Annotated in this window: 16 protein-coding genes; 3 read left to right on the top strand and 13 right to left on the bottom strand. The window is 35.8% G+C overall.

The features are described from left to right. Positions 1-216: 216 nt before the first annotated feature. From B3D94_RS00080 to B3D94_RS00020, 13 genes are all read right to left on the bottom strand, one after another. Positions 217-1,092 carry an ROK family protein gene (locus B3D94_RS00080; RefSeq protein ID WP_291753171.1) on the bottom strand — a complete coding sequence of 292 codons (876 nt, stop codon included), beginning with the start codon at positions 1,090-1,092 and terminating at the stop codon, positions 217-219. 99 nt (positions 1,093-1,191) lie between these two features. Then, positions 1,192-2,208 (bottom strand): SIS domain-containing protein, encoded by a 1,017-nt coding sequence (locus B3D94_RS00075; protein ID WP_291753169.1) that lies wholly within the window; start codon positions 2,206-2,208, stop codon positions 1,192-1,194. 10 nt (positions 2,209-2,218) lie between these two features. Next, entirely contained in the window at positions 2,219-3,157 is a 939-nt protein-coding gene (gene pfkB, locus B3D94_RS00070; protein WP_291753166.1) for a 1-phosphofructokinase, read from the bottom strand. Next, a complete protein-coding gene (locus B3D94_RS00065) occupies positions 3,154-3,996 on the bottom strand; it encodes a class II fructose-bisphosphate aldolase (protein ID WP_069480156.1) in 843 nt (280 codons plus the stop codon). The genes pfkB and B3D94_RS00065 overlap by 4 nt, the downstream gene beginning before the upstream one ends. Positions 3,997-4,067: 71 nt before the next feature. Beyond that, positions 4,068-4,799 (bottom strand): GntR family transcriptional regulator, encoded by a 732-nt coding sequence (locus B3D94_RS00060; protein ID WP_025116834.1) that lies wholly within the window; start codon positions 4,797-4,799, stop codon positions 4,068-4,070. Between the two features lie 69 nt (positions 4,800-4,868). Continuing rightward, the gene (gene nagA / locus B3D94_RS00055; RefSeq protein WP_291753158.1) at positions 4,869-6,047 is read right to left on the bottom strand and encodes an N-acetylglucosamine-6-phosphate deacetylase; all 1,179 of its coding nucleotides are present in this window, start codon (positions 6,045-6,047) and stop codon (positions 4,869-4,871) included. Then, entirely contained in the window at positions 6,044-6,712 is a 669-nt protein-coding gene (locus B3D94_RS00050) for a YesL family protein (RefSeq protein ID WP_254664220.1), read from the bottom strand. The genes nagA and B3D94_RS00050 overlap by 4 nt, the downstream gene beginning before the upstream one ends. Before the next feature lie 154 nt (positions 6,713-6,866). Further along, on the bottom strand, positions 6,867-8,477 hold the full coding sequence (locus B3D94_RS00045; protein ID WP_069483245.1) for an extracellular solute-binding protein: 1,611 nt from the start codon (positions 8,475-8,477) through the stop codon (positions 6,867-6,869). A gap of 25 nt (positions 8,478-8,502) precedes the next feature. Continuing rightward, positions 8,503-9,381, bottom strand: coding sequence for a carbohydrate ABC transporter permease (locus tag B3D94_RS00040; protein ID WP_069480153.1), 879 nt, complete (start codon positions 9,379-9,381; stop codon positions 8,503-8,505). A 13-nt stretch (positions 9,382-9,394) separates the two neighbouring features. Further along, positions 9,395-10,387, bottom strand: a complete 993-nt coding sequence (locus B3D94_RS00035) for an ABC transporter permease (RefSeq protein WP_069480152.1) — start codon at positions 10,385-10,387, stop codon at positions 9,395-9,397. Between the two features lie 18 nt (positions 10,388-10,405). Then, a complete protein-coding gene (locus B3D94_RS00030; RefSeq protein WP_069480151.1) occupies positions 10,406-11,557 on the bottom strand; it encodes a Gfo/Idh/MocA family protein in 1,152 nt (383 codons plus the stop codon). Between the two features lie 572 nt (positions 11,558-12,129). Further along, positions 12,130-12,945 carry a thermonuclease family protein gene (locus tag B3D94_RS00025; protein WP_069480150.1) on the bottom strand — a complete coding sequence of 272 codons (816 nt, stop codon included), beginning with the start codon at positions 12,943-12,945 and terminating at the stop codon, positions 12,130-12,132. A 561-nt stretch (positions 12,946-13,506) separates the two neighbouring features. Continuing rightward, the gene (locus B3D94_RS00020; protein WP_291753153.1) at positions 13,507-15,246 is read right to left on the bottom strand and encodes an ABC transporter ATP-binding protein; all 1,740 of its coding nucleotides are present in this window, start codon (positions 15,244-15,246) and stop codon (positions 13,507-13,509) included. A 121-nt stretch (positions 15,247-15,367) separates the two neighbouring features. Here B3D94_RS00020 and B3D94_RS00015 point away from each other — a divergent pair, with 121 nt between their 5' ends. The 3 genes from B3D94_RS00015 to B3D94_RS00005 are packed head-to-tail and all read left to right on the top strand — an operon-like array spanning position 15,368 to position 20,132. After that, positions 15,368-16,798, top strand: coding sequence for an ABC transporter permease (locus B3D94_RS00015; protein ID WP_069480148.1), 1,431 nt, complete (start codon positions 15,368-15,370; stop codon positions 16,796-16,798). 13 nt (positions 16,799-16,811) lie between these two features. Further along, positions 16,812-18,308 (top strand): ABC transporter permease, encoded by a 1,497-nt coding sequence (locus B3D94_RS00010; protein WP_069480147.1) that lies wholly within the window; start codon positions 16,812-16,814, stop codon positions 18,306-18,308. Between the two features lie 12 nt (positions 18,309-18,320). Beyond that, positions 18,321-20,132, top strand: coding sequence for an ABC transporter substrate-binding protein (locus B3D94_RS00005; protein ID WP_291753125.1), 1,812 nt, complete (start codon positions 18,321-18,323; stop codon positions 20,130-20,132). The last annotated feature ends 181 nt before the right edge of the window (positions 20,133-20,313 follow it).

Below are 20,313 nucleotides of genomic sequence, written 5' to 3'. Positions count from 1 at the left end.
TTTTGATTCCATTTTAGAGGGCGATTAGTGTTTCCCCATTGGAACAACCACATTTATCTTCCTAACAGTTCGCCATCCTCCTCTACCTTACGTCAATCAAAATGTTGACGAAAAAAACCCAATTTCTCAATATAAGCTATATAAAGAAGTTGGGTCTTTGTATGAAATTTTTATTGATGTAATTTTCCATTTTCCTCATCATGCCACTGTTTTTGATTACTTCAATGCTGCACCATACAGTCCCGTCTCACCTTTATGAATACTACTCTCTATAATTTGCTCTTTTCCTTCAAAAGGAGTATTCAACAGGCGCTGCTGAATTACGTTTTTAATCAGTTCAATGATTTTCGGCTGATGATTAAAAAAGCCTCCGCCTAATACTATGCAGTGTGGATCAAGCATTAAAATCATTTGACGTAACTGTTTTTCCATGCAATAAATGATTTGCTGCAATACTTTCTCCATAATAGGGTCACCCTTGTAATAGAGCTCCATCATGTCTTTTAATCGGATATTTGAATTTCCCAATAATGTTCTTCCAAGCTTTTCTAGAGCTGGCCCAGCGACACTTTCTTCTAAAGTTTCACCAGCTTGACCGACAATATTAAAACCTATTTCACCAGCTAATCCTGTTCCTCGTAAAAACTCACCATTGACAATGGTACAACAGGATATCCCTGTACTTAATGTTATATATACCATCGTTTCCTTCCGAAATCCTCTAGCATTATACTCTCCCCAAGTAGCCATATGCACATCGTTATCCATCATAATCTGTGCATGGGGAAAAAATTCAGTTAATCGTTCACAAATTGGAAAGTTACTCCACGGTATATTATTTTGGTAGACGGCTAGACCCTTTTGAACATCAACAATCCCAGGTACACCAATACATACCTTAGAAACTTCATTAAAAGAGAGCTTCTTTTCCGTACAGAGTATTTCAAAGCTATCAATTAAACAATGGAATAAAGCTTCTCTTGTGGAAATATCACTTGGTACCTCTCTTTTAATTAAAATCTGCTGATATTGGTTGAATAAAGCCGTGGCTAATTTTGTTCCACCAACATCTGCTACTAAAATATGACTCATCTTTACATCACCAGTTCTCCCCACAGGATTTACTTAAATTCAAAATTATCAGAAAGTAATAAGTGGAATAATATCTATTACTTCTTGAATAGGTTTTTATTATGAAAGTTTAACGACTTGTGTTAAATTACGTGGTTTATCGGGGTTACGCCCTTTAAATATTGCATGTTGATATGCTAAAAGTTGAAAGTAAGGGACCGCTTCAACAAGGCGATTTAAATCATCTACTTCTGCTGATAGCTTAAAAATTAAATCCGCTTCTAATTCCTCTGAAGCTATACCAATAATAATAACGAAGCCACCAAGCTTTTGTATATCCTTCACTAATGCCTGATCATATTCCTTCGTTTCATTTTGTGTAAATATAATAACAACCGTTTCTTTATCAACAATAGAAATTGGTCCATGTCGGAATTCTAAATTTGAGTAACTTTCACATTCCGTTTGGGTCATTTCTTTTAGCTTTAATGTTGCTTCTTTAGCCAACCCATTATAAGCACCGGACCCTAAAAAGATAAAGCGCTTTTTTGAAGCATCTTCCGTCACCTGCGTTAATTGTTGTCCATTGCCTAATGCCGATTGAACAAGAGCGGGGATTTTCTCTAACTGTCCCAGTATATCCACGCATCCACTAATTTTCGCAGCATATAATTGCAAGGCGTATAGCATATTAGAAAATGATTGTGTCATGACCACACTTTTTTCTGATATATCATTTAAAGCGATCAATTCATTTGATAATCTAGCCATAGGTGTGTCACCATTACATGTTACTGCCATAGTACGTATATTTTTCGCACCAGTCAAATGCTCTAAGGACATAATGATTTCCGAAGTTGTCCCCGACCGTGAAATTCCAATAATCAGATACTTTTTATGCGTTAAAATAAATGTGTCTGTGTGTAAAAATAACTCAGATGCGGGTACAGCAATGGCAAACGCTCCAGTAACAGTTTGATAATAACGCGCTGCTGCAATCGCTAAATAATAGGATGTTCCACATCCTGTGAAAAGCACTATATCAACAGCTTCTTCATTGAAAGTCATTAATTGCACAATGTCTTTTGTTCTTTCTAACTTTTGTCCCTGTGCCATAATTTCATTGTAAGTGTACATAAACAAATCCCTACTTCTCTTTTATTTTAGTTATTTGTATCTCATCTAAGAGTTTTTCCACTGTATTTCTTTGGACTTTGGCAATCTCTTTATGTGCTGCATTCGCTGAGCCACATGCAACAGCCCATTTATATGCCTCTGTATGGTCTGCACCATGTGAGAGCTTATAAATAAGTCCTCCTAAAAAGGCATCACCACTTCCTACTGTATTGACCACATTTATCCGTGGTGCATTCACTTTGTAAACCCCTGACGGATGAACAAATAGAGCGCCTTGCTCGCCCAATGAAAAGCATACATGCTCAATGCCTAATTTTTGAAATTTGATACCAGCCTGAACTAAGTCTTCATGAGTTAAAGCAGGCCTACCGATTAATTGAGTAATTTCATCCTCATTTGGCTTAATAATGAAAGGTATTGCTGTAATACCTTTTTTCAAAGCATCGCCACTTGTATCAAGTGCGACTTTAATACCTTTTTCCTTTAATAAATGGATAATCGTTGCATATGCCGTTTTTTGTATGCCTTGAGGAAGGCTTCCTGACAATACAAAATAGCTAGCATGTTCTGCTTTAGTTTCAATCCACTTTAACATGTTTATCCATTCTTGCTCATGTATGGTTGGCCCAGCCTCTAACAGCTCGCTCATTTCCTTCGTTTGCTGATTAATAATCGTTAAACAAACGCGGTTTTCTTCCTTTATTTGTATGAACTCTGTTTGGAGATTTTCTTCCTGTAAAAGCTCGACTATTTTACTGCCATTTAATCCACCAACGAAACCGCCAATATTCACTTCACCACCAAGTGATGCAATAACACGAGCTACGTTAACCCCTTTTCCACCACCTTGTTGTGACTTCTGTAATATACGATTCGTCTGACCAATCATTAAAGAGTCCAGCTCATATACTTGGTCAATGGCTGCGTTTAAGGTTAATGTAGTAATCATTTTTGTAACATCACAATCTTTTGCTCTACTAATTTAATTAAAGATTCACGTGCAGGAAGGAAATACTTTCTTGGATCATTTTCTGTTGGATGATCATTAAAATAAGCTCTTAATTCCTCAGCAAATAAGTCTTTAAGCTCAGTAGAAAAATTCACTTTTGCAATTCCGTACTTCAAAGATTCACGTACATCCTCTTCCGGCACCCCAGATGCTCCATGCATGACTAATGGAATATTAGTAGAGCTATGGATTTCTTGTAAAAGCTCAAATAGCAATTTTGGCTTTTGCTGATATTTACCGTGTGCGGTACCGAAAGCAGGGGCAAACGATTGAATTCCTGTAACCTTCACAAAATGCTCAGCTTGCTTTGGGTCAGTAAAGAATGCATTCTCTTCCTTTACGCTTACACTATCCTCGACACCACCAATTGTCCCGAGCTCCGCTTCAACAGGCACATTTACCGCACTTGCAGCTTCTACTACTTTTTTTACTAATAAAATATTTTCCTCATAAGGTAAGGAAGATCCATCAATCATCACAGAGGTGTAGCCTGCTCGTAAACATTCCATTACAGTATGATAAGATTCGCCATGATCCAAATGTAATGCCACCGGTACTTTTGCCTGTTCCGCTGCTGTTTTTGCCAGTGCAATTAGATAAGGCATCTCTACATATTTATAAGTGCTTGAAGTTGTTTGCAAAATTACAGGTGCACCCACTTTTTCTGCCCCAGCAATTACAGCTTTAATCACTTCTAAATTATGTGCCCCAAAAGCACCGATTGCATAATTATTTTTATAAGCGTCTTCTAACATATCTTTAGTTGTCACTAATGGCATAATAGAATTCCTCCCTCAATGGGTTGTTGGTATAATATATAACAAAAATAAATGCAGCAAATTATTAGATTTTAATTTAATTCCGTATAAAAACGGCAACGATCTCCTCTTACAATCGAAATACAGAATTCCACTGGTTTTCCTGAAGTATCAAACGCAGTCCGTTCTAGCAACAAAGCTGGTTTTCCAGCATCTGTTTTCAATAAAGGTGCTTCGTCTTTATTAATAAGGACAGGTTCGAAGGCTTCTCTCGCCCTTACAACAATAATGTTAAAACGTTCGGCTAATAAACTGTATAAAGATGAAGATGTTACTTCTCGTAATATTTCAATATCCTTAATAAGGCTTAAAGGTAAAAAAGATGATTCCAAAATAATCGGCTCATTATCGGCAAATCGTAAACGCTTCATTTCTACAACTTGTTCATTTTCCTCTAATGCTAAATTGGATCTAACCTTAGTTGATGGATACACCTTCTGTATTTCTAGTACTTCATCTTTTTGATTAAATCCTTTTTCTTGAATCATGCGACTAAAGCTATAAAATCCACCAAGAGATTGTTCAAGTCTTGGCTTGGAAACAAAGGTTCCTTTTCCTTGAATACGATATAATTTATCTTCCTTTACTAATTCCTCGATTGCCTTTTTTACTGTATTTCGACTAACGTGGAACATCTCCATCAATTGATTTTCCGAGTCAATTTTATCTCCTGGTTTCCATTCACCTGATTGAATTTTTCCAAATAAAATTTGTTTCAATTGATGATATAATGGGATTACACTAGATTGATCTAATAAATGCATCTTTTTTCCTTCCTTCTCTAGGTTTTGTAATCAATATACCATCTATATAATAGGATGCCTATTGATATATCAATCCTTTTCAAAGGCAAGATTTCCTAGGCAAAAAGTTTTCTCTACTTCTCCTTCTTCATTCAACCAAACGATATCTGCGTCTTTTCCTAGTGCTATAGACCCTTTACGATTGTCTATGCCTAAATGCTCTGCTTGATTTAAAGAAACAACACGTATTTGCTCAACAAGTGAAAGTGTAAGCCACTCTTCTATGTTTTTCCTTGCCGTATTCATATTTAACACACTTCCTGCTAAGGATCCTGTTTTACGTTGAACACATTGTTTATTCAATACTTCTACTTCATTACCACCTAAATGATACAAACCATCTGGCATCCCCTTGGCACGCATACCATCTGTTATGACGAGCAAACGATTTAAGCCTGTCATCTTGTAAACCATTGGTAGTAAATCTTTATGAAAATGGATATTATCTGGAATTATTTCCACATACACATCTTCGGCTAAAAGTACTGCTCCCACAACACCTGGATCACGATGATGGAGTCCACTCATGCCATTAAATAGGTGTGTTACATGGGTAATACCAGCTTTTATTGCATGTTGTGTTGTTTGATAGTCAGCATCAGAGTGACCAATAGATGCAATAACCCCTTTGCTAGTTAATTCGCGTAGTAATTCAAAATCACTATCTTCCTCTGGTGCAAATGTGACAAGACGAATTGAATGATGAGACGTATCATACAAATCATTAAATTGTTGAACATTTGGTTTTAAAATAAACGCTTCGGATTGGGCCCCTTTTTTAGCTTGACTAATAAATGGACCTTCTAAATGAATTCCTAACATCTCTGGTACTGCTGTTGGTTGATTTTTATAATAATAGGCAAGTGCCTCAACAGCAGCTTTGATCTCCGACATTGGGCCTGTCATCGTTGTAGCCAAAAAAGCAGTTACACCCTCACTTGCTAAGTATTGGGCTATTTTCGAATAATAAATATGGTTCGCATCCATAAAATCATGACCTACAGCACCATGTATATGGATATCGATCATCCCAGGGATGATATAGCCTTTTTGCTGACAGTCTATTACATTCTCTCTTACAAGGAATGAAGGGCAATTTGCCATTTGATCAATTACTATAATTTTTCCATCCGACATTTCTAGAAATCCGTTAGTAATAATTTGATTTTCCATTACGATATTCGCATTAATAATCCATTTTTTATTCACGAGGTGATCCCTCTCCCAGCAGAGTAATATGGTAGATTAGTATGTTCCTCAGCTTCTCTATCTTTCTTAAATATATGGGATGACATCCACGTTAAAAATAAAGCAGCTAAACTAACACCGAAAAACGGTATTAAGCCTGGAAACCAGCTATATAGTTTATAAAGAATTATAAGACCAACAATATTGCTAATCATTTGTAATGGATACGCAATACTAAATATGATGGAAGCAGCAAAGTAGCGCAATGTTGGTAAATCATAATGAGCGTATAGCTGAAATATATTCACGACAATCATACCGAACAGTATACTAATAGAAATAAACACTGTGAGTAATAGTAAGCCTAGTAAGCCATGTAACGATGAAACTATTTGAAAATTAATTGTTAAAAAGTAGCCAACACTCAGTAAGATCATACCTATTTTATTTGATGGAATAAATTCAACTTTATATGTATTCCAATAGATTTTGACTAATCGTTTTAAGCCATCTTCTCCTTGTAATCTTTTCCGTAAAGTAGTAAACATGGCAACAGTCGCTGGGGCTACTCCAAATAGCAAAAGTCCAAGTAAAGTTAAACCTGTCCATAGTAACTGTAATACTGCTAATAATGTGATCCATTCTACAAACCAGTATAATTTACCTTTCCACCCTTCCAATTCCATGCCCATTCCCTCCCTACGATTCACATATTACTATCTATACATTTTTTCATTTACACTCGCTACACCCAAGCATGCGTCACATAAGCCAAGTTGAATGGTAATCTTTCAGCTTATGTGACCTTCTACTTGTTAAGTTTGAAGAAATTGAACCTCCTTATTTGGAACGGTCATATGCCCCCTGCGCTACTTCCATATAGTCTTGCAAGCCCATTTTCTCGATGGTTTTCTTATAGTCATTCCATTTATCGAAATTTTCTTTTCCTGTAATAAAGCTTGCTGTCATTTCATTTACATATGTTTGAATATCTGTTAAAACAGCGGACACACGATCATTTTCTTCCACTGTGTAATTCAACCCTGGAATAATGTCATCATCTTTCAAAGCATACGGCATGACTTGCTTAGCATTGTTAAGAGAATTTTCCTTAGCCTCTGCCCCTTGGAAATACTTTTGCGTTACAATCCCAGGGTAATAACCACCAGGCCATGTTAAATAATCACTTATTGCTTGATCTAAGTTTTTGCCATCTGGATTATTTGTAATATTGTCGATATATTGAATAGTCCCATCCTCATTTTCTTCGTAAGTGACACCTTCAAAGCCCATAAAGAACATTTTAGCCCCTTCATCACCATATAAATGGTCAATCCAGCGAACCATTGCTTCAGGATTTTTTGCTTTATCTGTTACTACAAACATTCCTAGATTTCCAAGACCATTAGACATCGCAGTATATTGTCGATCCCCTTTTGGTCCTTCTAATACTTGTGCACCTGTATAACCATCTAGTTTAAATAACTCTTTAGGATCTACTTCACTAAGCATGCCAAACGTTCCTTTAGCTGCTTCTGCTGCAAATTTTTGAGGCTCTGTCGTAAATACATCCTTATTAATTAAACCTTCTTTATAAAGCTTATTTAAATACTCAAGTAATTGTTTATATTCGTCGGTCGTTGGCACGAATCGGAATTCCTCAGTACCTTCTTTAAAATCTAAATTCAGATTCATCGTCCCTTGTTTATTCAAGCCAAACGATCCTCTTAAGTAAGAGATGATTTGTTCAATACCATAACCTGTTCCCCAGCCTTGTTCATCTTGTAAACCATTACCATTTGGGTCATTTTCTTTAAATGCTTTTAGTACTTTGTACAAATCATCTGTTGTTTCTGGTGATGGCAAGCCTAGATGATCAAGCCATTCTTGGTTAATCCATGGCGCTCCCACGCGAAGTGATGAAAATTTCGGATCATAAATTGTTGGGAAGCCATAAATATTCCCATCTGCCATCGTCACACCTTGCTTGACAGATGGGTATTCTTCTAATAGCTTTTTAAAATTGGGTGCATATTGATCGATGTAATCATTCAACGGTAGAAATACACCTTGTTGACCGTATTTGATTAAATCTGTTTTTGAAAATGCTGATGCAAAAAATATTTCTGGATAATTTCCTGAAGCTAAAAGTAAGTTCTTTTTGTCCGCTAATACTTCCGTTTGAACAGTTGTCCAATTCATATGGATGTTTGACAATTTCTCGTATTCTTCCCATAACATTAGATGATTCCAATCCTGAGATGCAAAAAACTTTGCTGCAAAACCATCTACTTCAATTTTCTCCTTTGCAATCGGCATCTCGGTCGCATTCAAATTTTCGATATTATCACTTTTCACTCCACCAGTTTCTTTATCACCCGAACATGCTCCTAGCAAACTTGTAGCTAACATTAGGCTTGTTACAAAACCATAAACACGCTTTTTTTTCATTTTCACTTAAAATCGCCCCTATTCTTTAACCTTTTAATGAACCAATCATGACACCTTTTACAAAATATCTTTGTAAGAATGGATAAAGCATTAACATTGGTAGGTTAGCAACGATTAAAACTGCGTATTTTAACCCTTCAACGCTAAGTTTTTGAGCTAAAAAGCTTTCTGACGTCGCTTTAATCATATCGTCAGCTTGTCCTTGAATTAATATTTGCCTTAGAATAAGTTGTAGTGGAAACTTATCTTGGTCTTGCAAGTAGATCAATGCCTGGAAATAAGAGTTCCAATGCCCTACTGCGTAAAATAAAACCATGACTGCCATAACGGGTAATGACAGTGGTAGAACGATACTCCATAAAATACGGAAGTTCCCTGCACCATCGATCATGGCTGATTCCTCTAACTCATAAGGAATGGATTGGAAAAATGTCCGCATAATAATGATGTTCCAGACAGCTACCGCATTCGGAATAATCATGACCCAAAATGTATTTATCATTCCCAAATCACGGATTAATAGATATGTAGGAATTAGTCCCCCACTGAAAAACATGGTGAATACCATAAATGCCATAATAAAGCCCTTCCCTTTTAAGTTTCTACGTGAAAGAGGATAAGCTGCACAAATGGTCATCACGATATTTAGTAATGTTCCAAAGAATGTGTATTTTAAAGTGTTGATAAATCCATTAATAATATCTGGATTTTGGAATACTTTTTCATAAGCCTCCACTGTAAATTCCTTTGGCCATAACCATAAATCCCCTGAAATGACGTACTCCGGATTACTAAGAGAAGCACTTAAAACAAAAATAAGTGGATACAAAACAACAACTGCTACGATTGCTAAAAAAATATAATTAAAGATAGTAAATGCACGATCGCCCTTTGATTCTTTCATGTCAATCTCTCCTTTACCATAAACTTGTATCACTCACTTTTTTGGCTATTCTATTAACCATAATAAGGAGGATAAAATTAATGATAGAGTTGAATAAGCCAACTGCTGCTGAAAAGCTATACTGTGCTTCTAAAATTCCGCTACGATAAACGAAAGTGGATATAACATCTGATGCCGACATATTTAAGTCATTTTGCATTAAAAATACTTTCTCAAATCCAATGGCCATGACAGATCCAACATTTAAGATGAATAAAATGATAATCGTCGGCATAATCGCAGGAATATTAATATGAATAATCCTTTGAAATTTTGATGCCCCATCTATCATTGCCGCCTCATGCTGTGCTGGATCTACGGCAGCCAAAGCTGCAATATATATGATGGAACTCCATCCCATCGTTTGCCAGACATCAGACAGTACATATATGGATTTAAACCATGCAGGCTCTGAAATAAAATCAATGGGTGTACCCCCAAACAACATAATGATTTGGTTAATCATCCCGTCTGATTTTAAGAATAGTAATAGCATCCCAACTACTACTACTGTTGATAAAAAATGTGGAGCATAAATGACTGTCTGTACAAATTTCTTAAAGCGAAGACTTTTCACTTCATTTAATAGCAATGCAATAATGATTGGTATTGGAAAAGAAATAAGTAACGTGAATACGCCAATCCCAATTGTATTTTTGATTAAACGCCAAAAATAATAACTATCAAAAAAACGTTCAAAATGCTTTAATCCTACCCACGGACTCCCCATAATTCCCTTTGTAGCAATAAAATCTTTAAAGGCAATTTGCAATCCATATAGTGGGTAATAATGGAAAACCAAAAAGTAAAGTATAACAGGGGCTAGTAATAAATAGAGCTCCCAATTTTTTTTGATAGATTTTTTCCACTCTACCAGGTGATTTTTCTTTACCTTGGATTGCTTTTTGAAAAAACGTTTTGTTTTAGATGGTTTTTCCTCAACAGTTGTTTTATCTAAAAGCGTCATAACTACACCCCCTATTTATCAATGTTGCAAAATGGTAGATTCCTGCTTAATCTCAATAACCTTACCTCCGTTACGAATAGATTCTGTTGCTGCACAGCCCACTGCGACACTCATACGTCCCGCAAATGGCGTTGTTAAAGGTTTTTTATCGTAGAGGATGAGTTCTACAAAATCTTGGGCAATCTTTGGATCAGCTCCGCCATGGCTACCTTCCTCAGGCTTCATTTCGTATACAACATCACTTAATTCCTCCCAAGAATTTGATTTCCGTGTCTTTAAATAAATTTTATTATTGATATCATCATTTTCGATACGCCCTTTCGTACCGATAAATGTATAATTTCGCGAATAGTCAGGTGTAAAGTGACATTGTAAATATGAAGCCTTTACGCCACCTTCCAACTCCATCATGACCATATTATTATCCTCTACATCAATTTCCTCACGGAACGCACATTCCGTAAATGTATGGGCAACATATTCTGGACAAGTTTTTTTCTGATCACAAGCTGGACATGTTAATGTATTAGGCTGATTTCCACCGTAATAATCTAAGCTACCAAACGCAGATACCTTCTGTGTATATTTCCCTGAAATCCAATGAATGACATCTAAATCATGTGAGCCTTTTTGAAGTAGTAAAGAGGTTGTATTTTTTGAATTACCATGCCAATCGTGGTAGTAAAAATAACCACCGAATCCAACAAAATGACGCACCCATATTGCCTTTAATTCTCCAATGGCCCCTGAATCAATTATGCCTTTCATTGTTTGATACATACTCATATAACGCATATTAAAGCCAACCATTAGATGCTTTCCTGATTTTTCCCAAGCATCTAATATTCGATCGCAACCTTCCACCGTAATGGCTAATGGTTTTTCCGCATACACATGCTTAGCCGCTTGTAAACAAGTAATAATATGTTCCTCATGTAAATAATCTGGCGATAAAACTGCGATTGCATCGATGTCATCTCTTGTTAATAACTCTTTATAGTCCTTTGTTAAAAATAATGGTGTATCAAATTTTTCCTGAAATTTTTCTAAACGCTCTTGAGAAATATCGGCTAATGCCACTATTTCTGATTCCCCATTAGGTTTGTGCCAGTATTGTGCCAAGCCCCCCCTTAAGCCAGCCCCAATAACACCTATTCGTATTTTTTTCATTTTATTTCCCCCTCGTTTCATCCTTATGCCTCTGTATTTCGTAAACGCTTGCAAAAAAAACATAAATTATCCAAAACAACACGACTACACGTCAACACGTTGTAGGTACAAGTTAATATATAATGAATATTCAAAAAATTTAACTGGAATAAATATATAATTCCAATACTTAGTATGTCAATACCCTAGATTTGGTTGCTTGTATGCACCAAATGCTAACAACATGAGTTGACCCCTCCTAAAATTTAGAAAATATACCGCTTCTTCAATAGCTCAATCTACCACTCCTTTCTTTTAAAAATTTTTTTGACATGTGATAGTACCTACAAAAATACGGATGATGGAAAAACCACTTGGAGCTGAGTCTAGTGGAAATTCTTGATCCCTTCGAAACTTTGATAAATTTGAGGTGATATTAATTTCAAAGAAGTTTATCGCCTTTTTTTACCTTTTGATAAACCCATTACTGCAGACGAGTCATAAAATTGTATTCTCTAGACAAATAATATAAAACAAAGGAAGATGGTTTCTCTCAACATAGAAACCATCTTCCTCTTTTCACTTAAGTGATTTTATTGCTTAGCTGGAATAAACCCAGCAGCTTCTGCTTCTTCTTCCGTACAAAACATCTCCTCCGCTTTTGTATTATCATAGTCCCGTTGCCCTGGTATATGATAAATTTTATTACCCTTGGAGTTAATATTTCCTTTGATTTCGCACCTGCCCTTATTGTTACTGGTATTCGATTTATCCTCAACTAAGTTAGACGGATTTCCTTCTTTTTTTGCAGCATAGTATACATTTTTATCGTATCCACGATTCGTTACATAGTCTTCAACTGACCATATCCCGATAGCTGACTGTTGTGCCGTTTTTTGAATCGATTTAAACCAATCTACATGCTTCGTATTTGGATCATATATATATGCCACACGTGCTAATCCGTTTTTCAATAGCTGCTCCTGAACACTTATACCTTCTTTCGTATAAATATAGGCAAGTAGTCTTTTATATTTGTCACGATAAGAAACGTCAAATTCTAAATAGACTGTATCTTGACCAGCTAATAGTTGCTTAGTAAATTCTTTAGCTTCTGGTCCGTACGGTTGCTCTCCTAATGTCTCATGATTAGTTTCCGGGGTATCTACAAGTAAAAAGCGAACTTTTTCAGAGCTACCGTTATATTTTATCCTTATTGTGTCTCCGTCAATTACACTTTCCAGTTCATATTCTTCAAACTTACTTACATCGTGTTTCTCTGCGTTTTCTATCGTTGAAGATATTAGATCTCCCATATCCTCAGTCTTAATACTATTCGTACTAGTTTCTTCTGTGCATGCACTCAGAACCAATATAGAAATGAATAAAACAAAAATAATTTTCTTCAAATTTACACACTACTTTCTAATTTATATCGCCTACAACTAAAAATCTCCGCAGTTAACTAATTATTTTTTCATAAATGGTTTCCTTCTCCCATTGCAAGATTGCTCCTGTAACGAATGAAAAGCCTTCAGCCATTGTAACAACTGAAGACTTTTATACATATATTTATTTAAATATTAAATATAAAACAACAGCCAAAATAATTGTTCCACTAGTTATTAGCGTTTTAATATCTGATTGTTTCACTTTTATCTCCCTCAGCTATTTATTTACACTAATCATAACATGTCCTAGCCCTTTATATATAGATTCAAAATTATTCTAAACAAAAAGATTATGTACAGTAACTACATAATCCCCTTGTAACAAATATATATTTTTCTATAATTCTTTGAATGTATTAAAAGACTTCCATTATAAACAACTACATTTTATTTATGCAAAATAAATATATACATGTAATATAGATACTCCATCCTATGCTTTAATATAGTTTAATTAAAGGTGTTCGTTTACAGTAAAAACCTGCTAACTGTCTCTATTGTACTATAATATGACAGCCATCATGTTGAAACGGCTACCCAATGATTTGGAAAAACCTCTACAAGCTTGCTATTTTCTACCTCGTAGTGAACTTTCACGTCGTCTGTATTTTCCGCATCACTATATTTCTGCTTTTCAATCGCTGGATCAGGAATTGGTATGGACTGTAATAATGCACGTGTATAGGGATGCTGAGGATTAGCATATAGCTCCTCACTTTCAGCTAATTCTACAATTTTCCCCGCATACATAACTGCTACCCGATCACTAATATGCTTCACCATCGATAAATCATGTGCAATAAATAAATACGTCAACCCAAGCTTTTGTTGTAATTCCTTTAGTAAATCCACAATCTGTTTTTGAATGGATACATCTAAGGCCGACAAAGGTTCATCACAAACTATAAAATTAGGCTCAACCGCTAATGCTCTAGCAATCCCAATACGTTGTCGTTGACCTCCAGAGAATTCATGTGGATAACGCATTGCATGTTCTTTCTTCAAACCAACAAGCTCAAGCAGTTCCTCTACCCGTCCTAGTCTTTCACTATGTGATTTCACTAGACCATGAATATCAAGTGCTTCCCCAATAATATCTAAGATTTTTTTGCGAGGATTTAATGATGAGTAGGGATCTTGGAAAATAATTTGCATATGGCGACGCATCGACTTCAACTGCTTTTTCGTTAGTCTCGTTACAGGAATCCCTTGGTATAAAACTTCTCCATTAGTAGGTTGATGAAGCTGTAGAATTGTTCGGCCAGTGGTAGATTTACCTGAACCTGATTCGCCTACTAAGCCTAAAGTTTCCCCTGGGAGTATATGAAACGATAAATCATTGACAGCTCTTAATGTTTGGCCTTTTCCTAATGAAAATTCTTTAGACAGATGTGTGACCTCGATCAAAGGTTTATTTGGATCAATACCTGGTTGGATATTGGAAATTCCTTTTGGCTGTTTTTTTTCATGTAGTTTTGGTAGCGCATTCAATAATTTTTGGGTATATGGATGTTGCGCATTCGCAAAAATCTCTTCCGTCGTACCCTGTTCAACAATTTCTCCTTCTTTCATGACAATGAGACGATCACACATACCAGCAACGACGCCTAAATCATGTGTAATTAAAATAATAGATGTGCCCATTTTCTTTTGCATATCTCGCATCAATTTCAAAATTTGGGCTTGAATGGTTACATCCAATGCTGTCGTTGGCTCATCCGCAATCAACAGTGACGGATTACATGCAAGTGCCATAGCTATCATTACACGTTGTCGCATACCACCAGAAAATTCATGTGGATATTGTCGATAACGCTCTTCTGCATCCCGAATACCAACAAGTTTTAATAATTCAATGGTTTGAGTATAGGCTTCGGTCTTTGACATGGATTGATGCTTGATTAAACTTTCAGCCACTTGATCTCCTATTCGTATGGTAGGGTTTGTAGATGTCATAGGATCCTGAAAAATCATGCTAATATCTTTTCCACGAATTGTTTCCATTTGTTTTTCTGCTAATTCCGTTAACTGCTGACCTTTAAACGTAATATTACCAGATTTTAAAAATGAAGGTGGAGATGGTAATAAGCGCATAATGGAACGTGCCGTTACACTTTTCCCGCTCCCAGATTCACCTACAATTCCGAGTGTTTCACCTTTATTTAGATGGAAGCTTACATCTTTTACAGCTTCAAACTCTGTCTCCCCAGTGATAAAGGAAACACTAAGATTATTGATTTCTAAAAGCTTTTCGCTCATTCGACCCATCCTTTTTAAAATTTGTGATTGACTTACTTTCAAGTATAATCCATACTTTACAATACTGATAGGAATTATACAATATAGTGTTGAATATTTTATTAACGCTTGGAGGAAATGCATGGTTACGTCAAAAAATCATTTAAATTCTAAGGAATTTATGTTCTTTTCTATGGTTTATCAAAAATTAATGCACCAAAAGCCTTACAATATAATACTTTTTCTTTTAAGTATTTTGGTTCATCCATATACATACTTTATCTATCGGAAAAAGAAACGTTCAAATACTTATGATCAGGCTTTTGAATTGCGTAGTCAGTATTACTTGAAGAATGGTTTATTTGCCCAATGGCAGCAATCATTTGAACAGCAAGAAATAGCAAAAGCTTCATTTTTTCAAGAGGCTGTATCATCATCGCAAATACAGCAAACTGCTAATGAATTAGCCAATAAAAGGCTTCAACAGCAAGTAGATCAAGATTTACAAAATGAAGGTATACAACCATTAACTTATGTTCAATTTTTTAATCAGCAACTGAAAAACAAATATTTTGTAGCTCTTACCTTTCTACCAGCTGTTTTATTTTATGTCGTGCTAATTTTATTTGCGAACCCGTTTTTGCAATTTATCATTGAAAGAATTTTACAAAGCTTCATTGTCATTGTTGGAGTGGCAACGTTAGTGTTTACAATTTTGTATCTATCACCTTTCGATCCAGCCAGAAACTTGCTGGGTGTTGAGGCGACAGCAGAGCAAATAGCCAACTTTAATCGCATTCATGGTTTAGATCAACCTTATTTATCTCAATTATGGCATTCACTATCCGGCCTCTTTACTTTTGATTTAGGCACATCCTTTGCAGGCAAAGAAGATATTACTCACAGCATTACAAATAAATTTCCTGTCACACTTGAAATAGCCGTATTATCACTGTTAATGGCTATTGCTATTGCTATTCCAGTCGGTATTATTTCAGCGGTTCGTCCAAATTCGTATTTGGATTATACATTTATGTTTATTGCTTTAATTGGTTTATCCATTCCAAGCTTTTGGCAAGGTTTAATTTTTATTTTAACGTTCGCATTAAAGCTACAATGGTTTCCAGCAACCTATAACCCCCAAAATTGGTTATCCCTTATCATGCCAGTTATCGTCTTGGGGACATCCATTACAGCATCCATAGCTAGGATGACAAGGTCGAGTATGCTTGAGGTGATCCACGAGGATTACATTATTACAGCTAAGGCAAAAGGCTTGAATGAATTTAAAGTAATTTCAAAACATGCCATTCGTAATGCCATGATTCCGATTATTACGGTGATTGGACTTCTTTTTGGAGGTATGTTGGGAGGCGCATCTGTAACAGAAAAGGTTTTCAATATTAGTGGGATTGGAAGCTATATTGTTGATAAACAATTTATTCCTGATATTCCCGCAATCCTTGGAGGCGTTGTTTATATCGCTATTACGATCTCCATTGTCAATTTATTGATTGATATCATGTATGCCTTTTTTGATCCACGCATTCGCTCGAAAATGAAGAAGTCTTAAAGGAGGATCACCTGTGAAAAACATCTTACATGTCAAACTACTCTTGAAGATTACACAGGAATATGTCAATTCTCATTTTACCTTTGTCTTTTCCTTACTGTTTTCTTTATTGTTTCTAGCCTACAGCTATAATTTTTCTACCCATAGCTGGCGGCCAATTGTACTTCTATTCTTTGTTATTTATGCCATTACTACGATCTATGTGGCTTTTGTAAATTTACGAATAAAAAGAGATTTAGCAAAGTTTGGGGAGATCCAAAAAGGTACTCGTATTTTCGGCTATCCATTATTATTAACAGTTCTTTCTGGCAATATTTTTTCTACATCATTTGCGTTTATGCTTGTGTCCACAAGAAAGACTGCCGAATATACTTTTGCTGCTTATGCCTTTATTACACAATTATTCATCATTGGTATTGCAGCATTGAACTTATTTAAGCCTTATGTAACAGATACCTTTTTACTGGCGATGGGTATTTTCTTAATACTTGCGCTTATCTATATCGTGATGACCATTTTATGCGTTAAGTTTGTCACACCTACAGCGGCTCCAAGATGGATGTTTATCCCAGGTGTTTTATTACTATTGGCTACTTTCACTGGTAACCTATTTGCTACATTACTAGGTTATAGTCTTATTCAAAAGGCTCGTAAGGCAAACCCTTCTTCTATTGAAAAGTGGCAAAAAATATGGGAAAAGATTTTACGTAATACGATGGCTGTATTCGGGTTATTTTTCATTATCTTTATGTTTTCATTGTCTGTCACAAGCACTTGGACTTTTGACTATGACTTTGCTACAGAAAATAACTACGGTGCCCTGCTGCAAACACCATCATTAGAATATCCTCTAGGCACAGATAATTACGGGCGAGATTTATTTTCCCGTATTGTATTTGGGGCACGCATTTCATTAATCGTCGGATTTTTCTCAACGATTATTCCTGCGTTAGTCGGAGGCGCGTTAGGGGCATTTTCCGGGTATTACGGAAAAACAACTGACAATGTCATCATGCGAAGCCTAGATATTTTATATGCTATTCCAGGTATTCTGCTAGCCATTGCTATTATTGCTGCATTTGGTGCTAACACGATCAACCTCATTATTGCACTTAGTGTTGGGGCAATCCCAACCTATGCACGTACAATGCGGGCAAATGTCATGCAGCTAGCAAATTTTGAATTTGTGGAATCTGCCCGAGCTTTGGGGGCATCTGATGCGGCTATTATTTTCAAGCACATTGTTCCTAATTCATTAGCACCCATGATTGTCAAAGCAACACTTACGATTGGTGGAGCTGTTATTTCAACAAGTAGTTTAAGTTTTTTAGGGCTTGGTATTGAGCCACATATTCCCGAATGGGGCAATATTCTAAAGGTTGGTAGTACGTACCTGGAAACTCATTCTTATGTTGCGATTTTCCCAGGTCTTTGTATTATGCTTCTTGTCCTCTCCTTTAACTTCTTAGGAGACGGTTTACGAGATGCTTTAGATCCAAAAACAAATTAATTGGAGGTACCTATGAAGAAATTACTTGTATTTTTATTCGTCGCAGTATTAGCTTTAGCTGGCTGTGTACAGACGAAAACTGACGTAGAAGGAAGTAAAGATTCAAAAGATAGTGACAAGAGCAATGGCAAAGTAGCCATTGAAGTATTAGGCATGGCTTCTTCAGAAGAAGATATGAATATTGTTCGAGACCAATTAGTAAAAAACGGTTTTGATGTAAAGCTTAATATTCAACCAGATTACGGTTCATTCTCTGCCCAAAAAGAAGCAGGCAACTACGATCTTGCCCTTTCGAGCTGGACCACAGTAACAGGTAACCCGGACTATGCTGTTCGTGGATTATTTAAAACTGGTGGAGATTACAGTGTTGTTGCAGATTCAAAATTAGATGCCCTAATCGATGAGGCTAGTACATTAACTGGTGAAGAAGCAGCGGCTAAATATAAAGATTTAGAGCAATTATTAGTATTCGATCAAGCTTATATTGCACCTTTATATATTTCCAATAAGTATCAAGGGATCTACTCAGAGTTAGTAAATCCTAAAACTGTACATTTACCAAAATCTCGTGCGCAAGTATGGGAAAAAATCGAATATAATGATTCTGCTAAGAATGCAACTGAACCATTAATTTTACACCAAACAATTAATTCTCTTACTTCTCTAGATCCGATTAAAGGAAATGATGGTTCCATCAACACATTAAATACAAATATGTATGTACGTCTTGTTAATTTAACAGACACTGATGACGTTGTTTCAGATGGTTCATTATCTTATAACCATGTAATGGCAGAAGGCAATCAAGACTATTACTTTATTTTACGCGATGATATTCATTTCGCAGCAGTGAGAGATGGCGCAGCTGTTGATACAGGTGATTTAGTGTCTGCTGAAGATGTGGTCTTCTCATTAAACCGTGCTAAAGACGCTAATTCAGTACCAGATCATCGAACTTATAGTATTCATGAAAATATTGAAACTGTAGAGATTGTTTCAGATTTAGCTGAATTACAAAATAAAAAAGTATCTGGCTCTGATCAAACAGTTCTCGAAGCATTATCACAAAATCTCCCTGCCTCTGTAGCGCAATTAGCAAAGGACAAAGGGGCTGTTAACAATGCTTCCGGCTCATACCAAGTTGTTAAAATTACAACACCCACACCATTCCCACAAGTGTTAAACTATTTAGCACACCAATCTGGTGGTATTGTATCTGAAAAACAAGTAACGAGTATAAATACGTATGATGTAGCTAACTATGATCCTGACAAAGATATTGCCTATGGTGATCAAGCTACAATAACTGAAGGATCTGCAACTTTCAACAACCAGCTTTATGCAAGTGGTCCTTATATTTTAGTAAAGAAAAATGATTATGAAGCACAATTTGTAAAAAACCCTGCTTACCGTGCTGGTAGTGAGTATGAACCAAAAATTTCGAAAATCAATGTTCGTTTCATCTCTGATGTTGACAGTGCTTTATCAGCATTACGTAATGGAGAAATTCACGTTCTTCAAACAGTTCCAGAAACAAAACTGGATATTGTGAAATCAGATGATAAATTAACATTAAATACTGCCGATAGCAATGCCGTTTCTTACTTACAAATAAATACATCTGGTCGTGCAGTTTCAGATTCAGCTGATTTACGTAAAGCGATTTTGTATTCCATCAACCAAGACGAGTTCATTAGTTATTACCAAGGCAATAAAAAACCTGCCGTATCAACTGTATCTCCTTTAATTGACACTGGGTTAAAACTTGAAGCCGATAGCGAAAAAGTAAAAAAATTTTTAAAGGCCTATAACGATAAAAAGTAATTAAGGGATTTTTCAAAAAGAAAAAATGACAAAAGCCATTGAGAGTAAATTGAACTGCCCCGTAAAAGTTAGACATCAATCTAACTTTTACGGGGGTTTTTTTATGGAAAAAGTAAGTGTTGAACAACGAATTCAAGCAGTTCAACGATATTTAAATGGAAATGAACCTATGATCGAAATT

This window comes from Lysinibacillus sp. UBA5990 (genome assembly GCF_002429815.1).
In the GTDB taxonomy this organism is placed as follows: domain Bacteria; phylum Bacillota; class Bacilli; order Bacillales_A; family Planococcaceae; genus Lysinibacillus; species Lysinibacillus fusiformis.
Note: the sequence above shows the minus strand (reverse complement) of the source record. Positions and strands in the feature narration are given on the sequence as shown.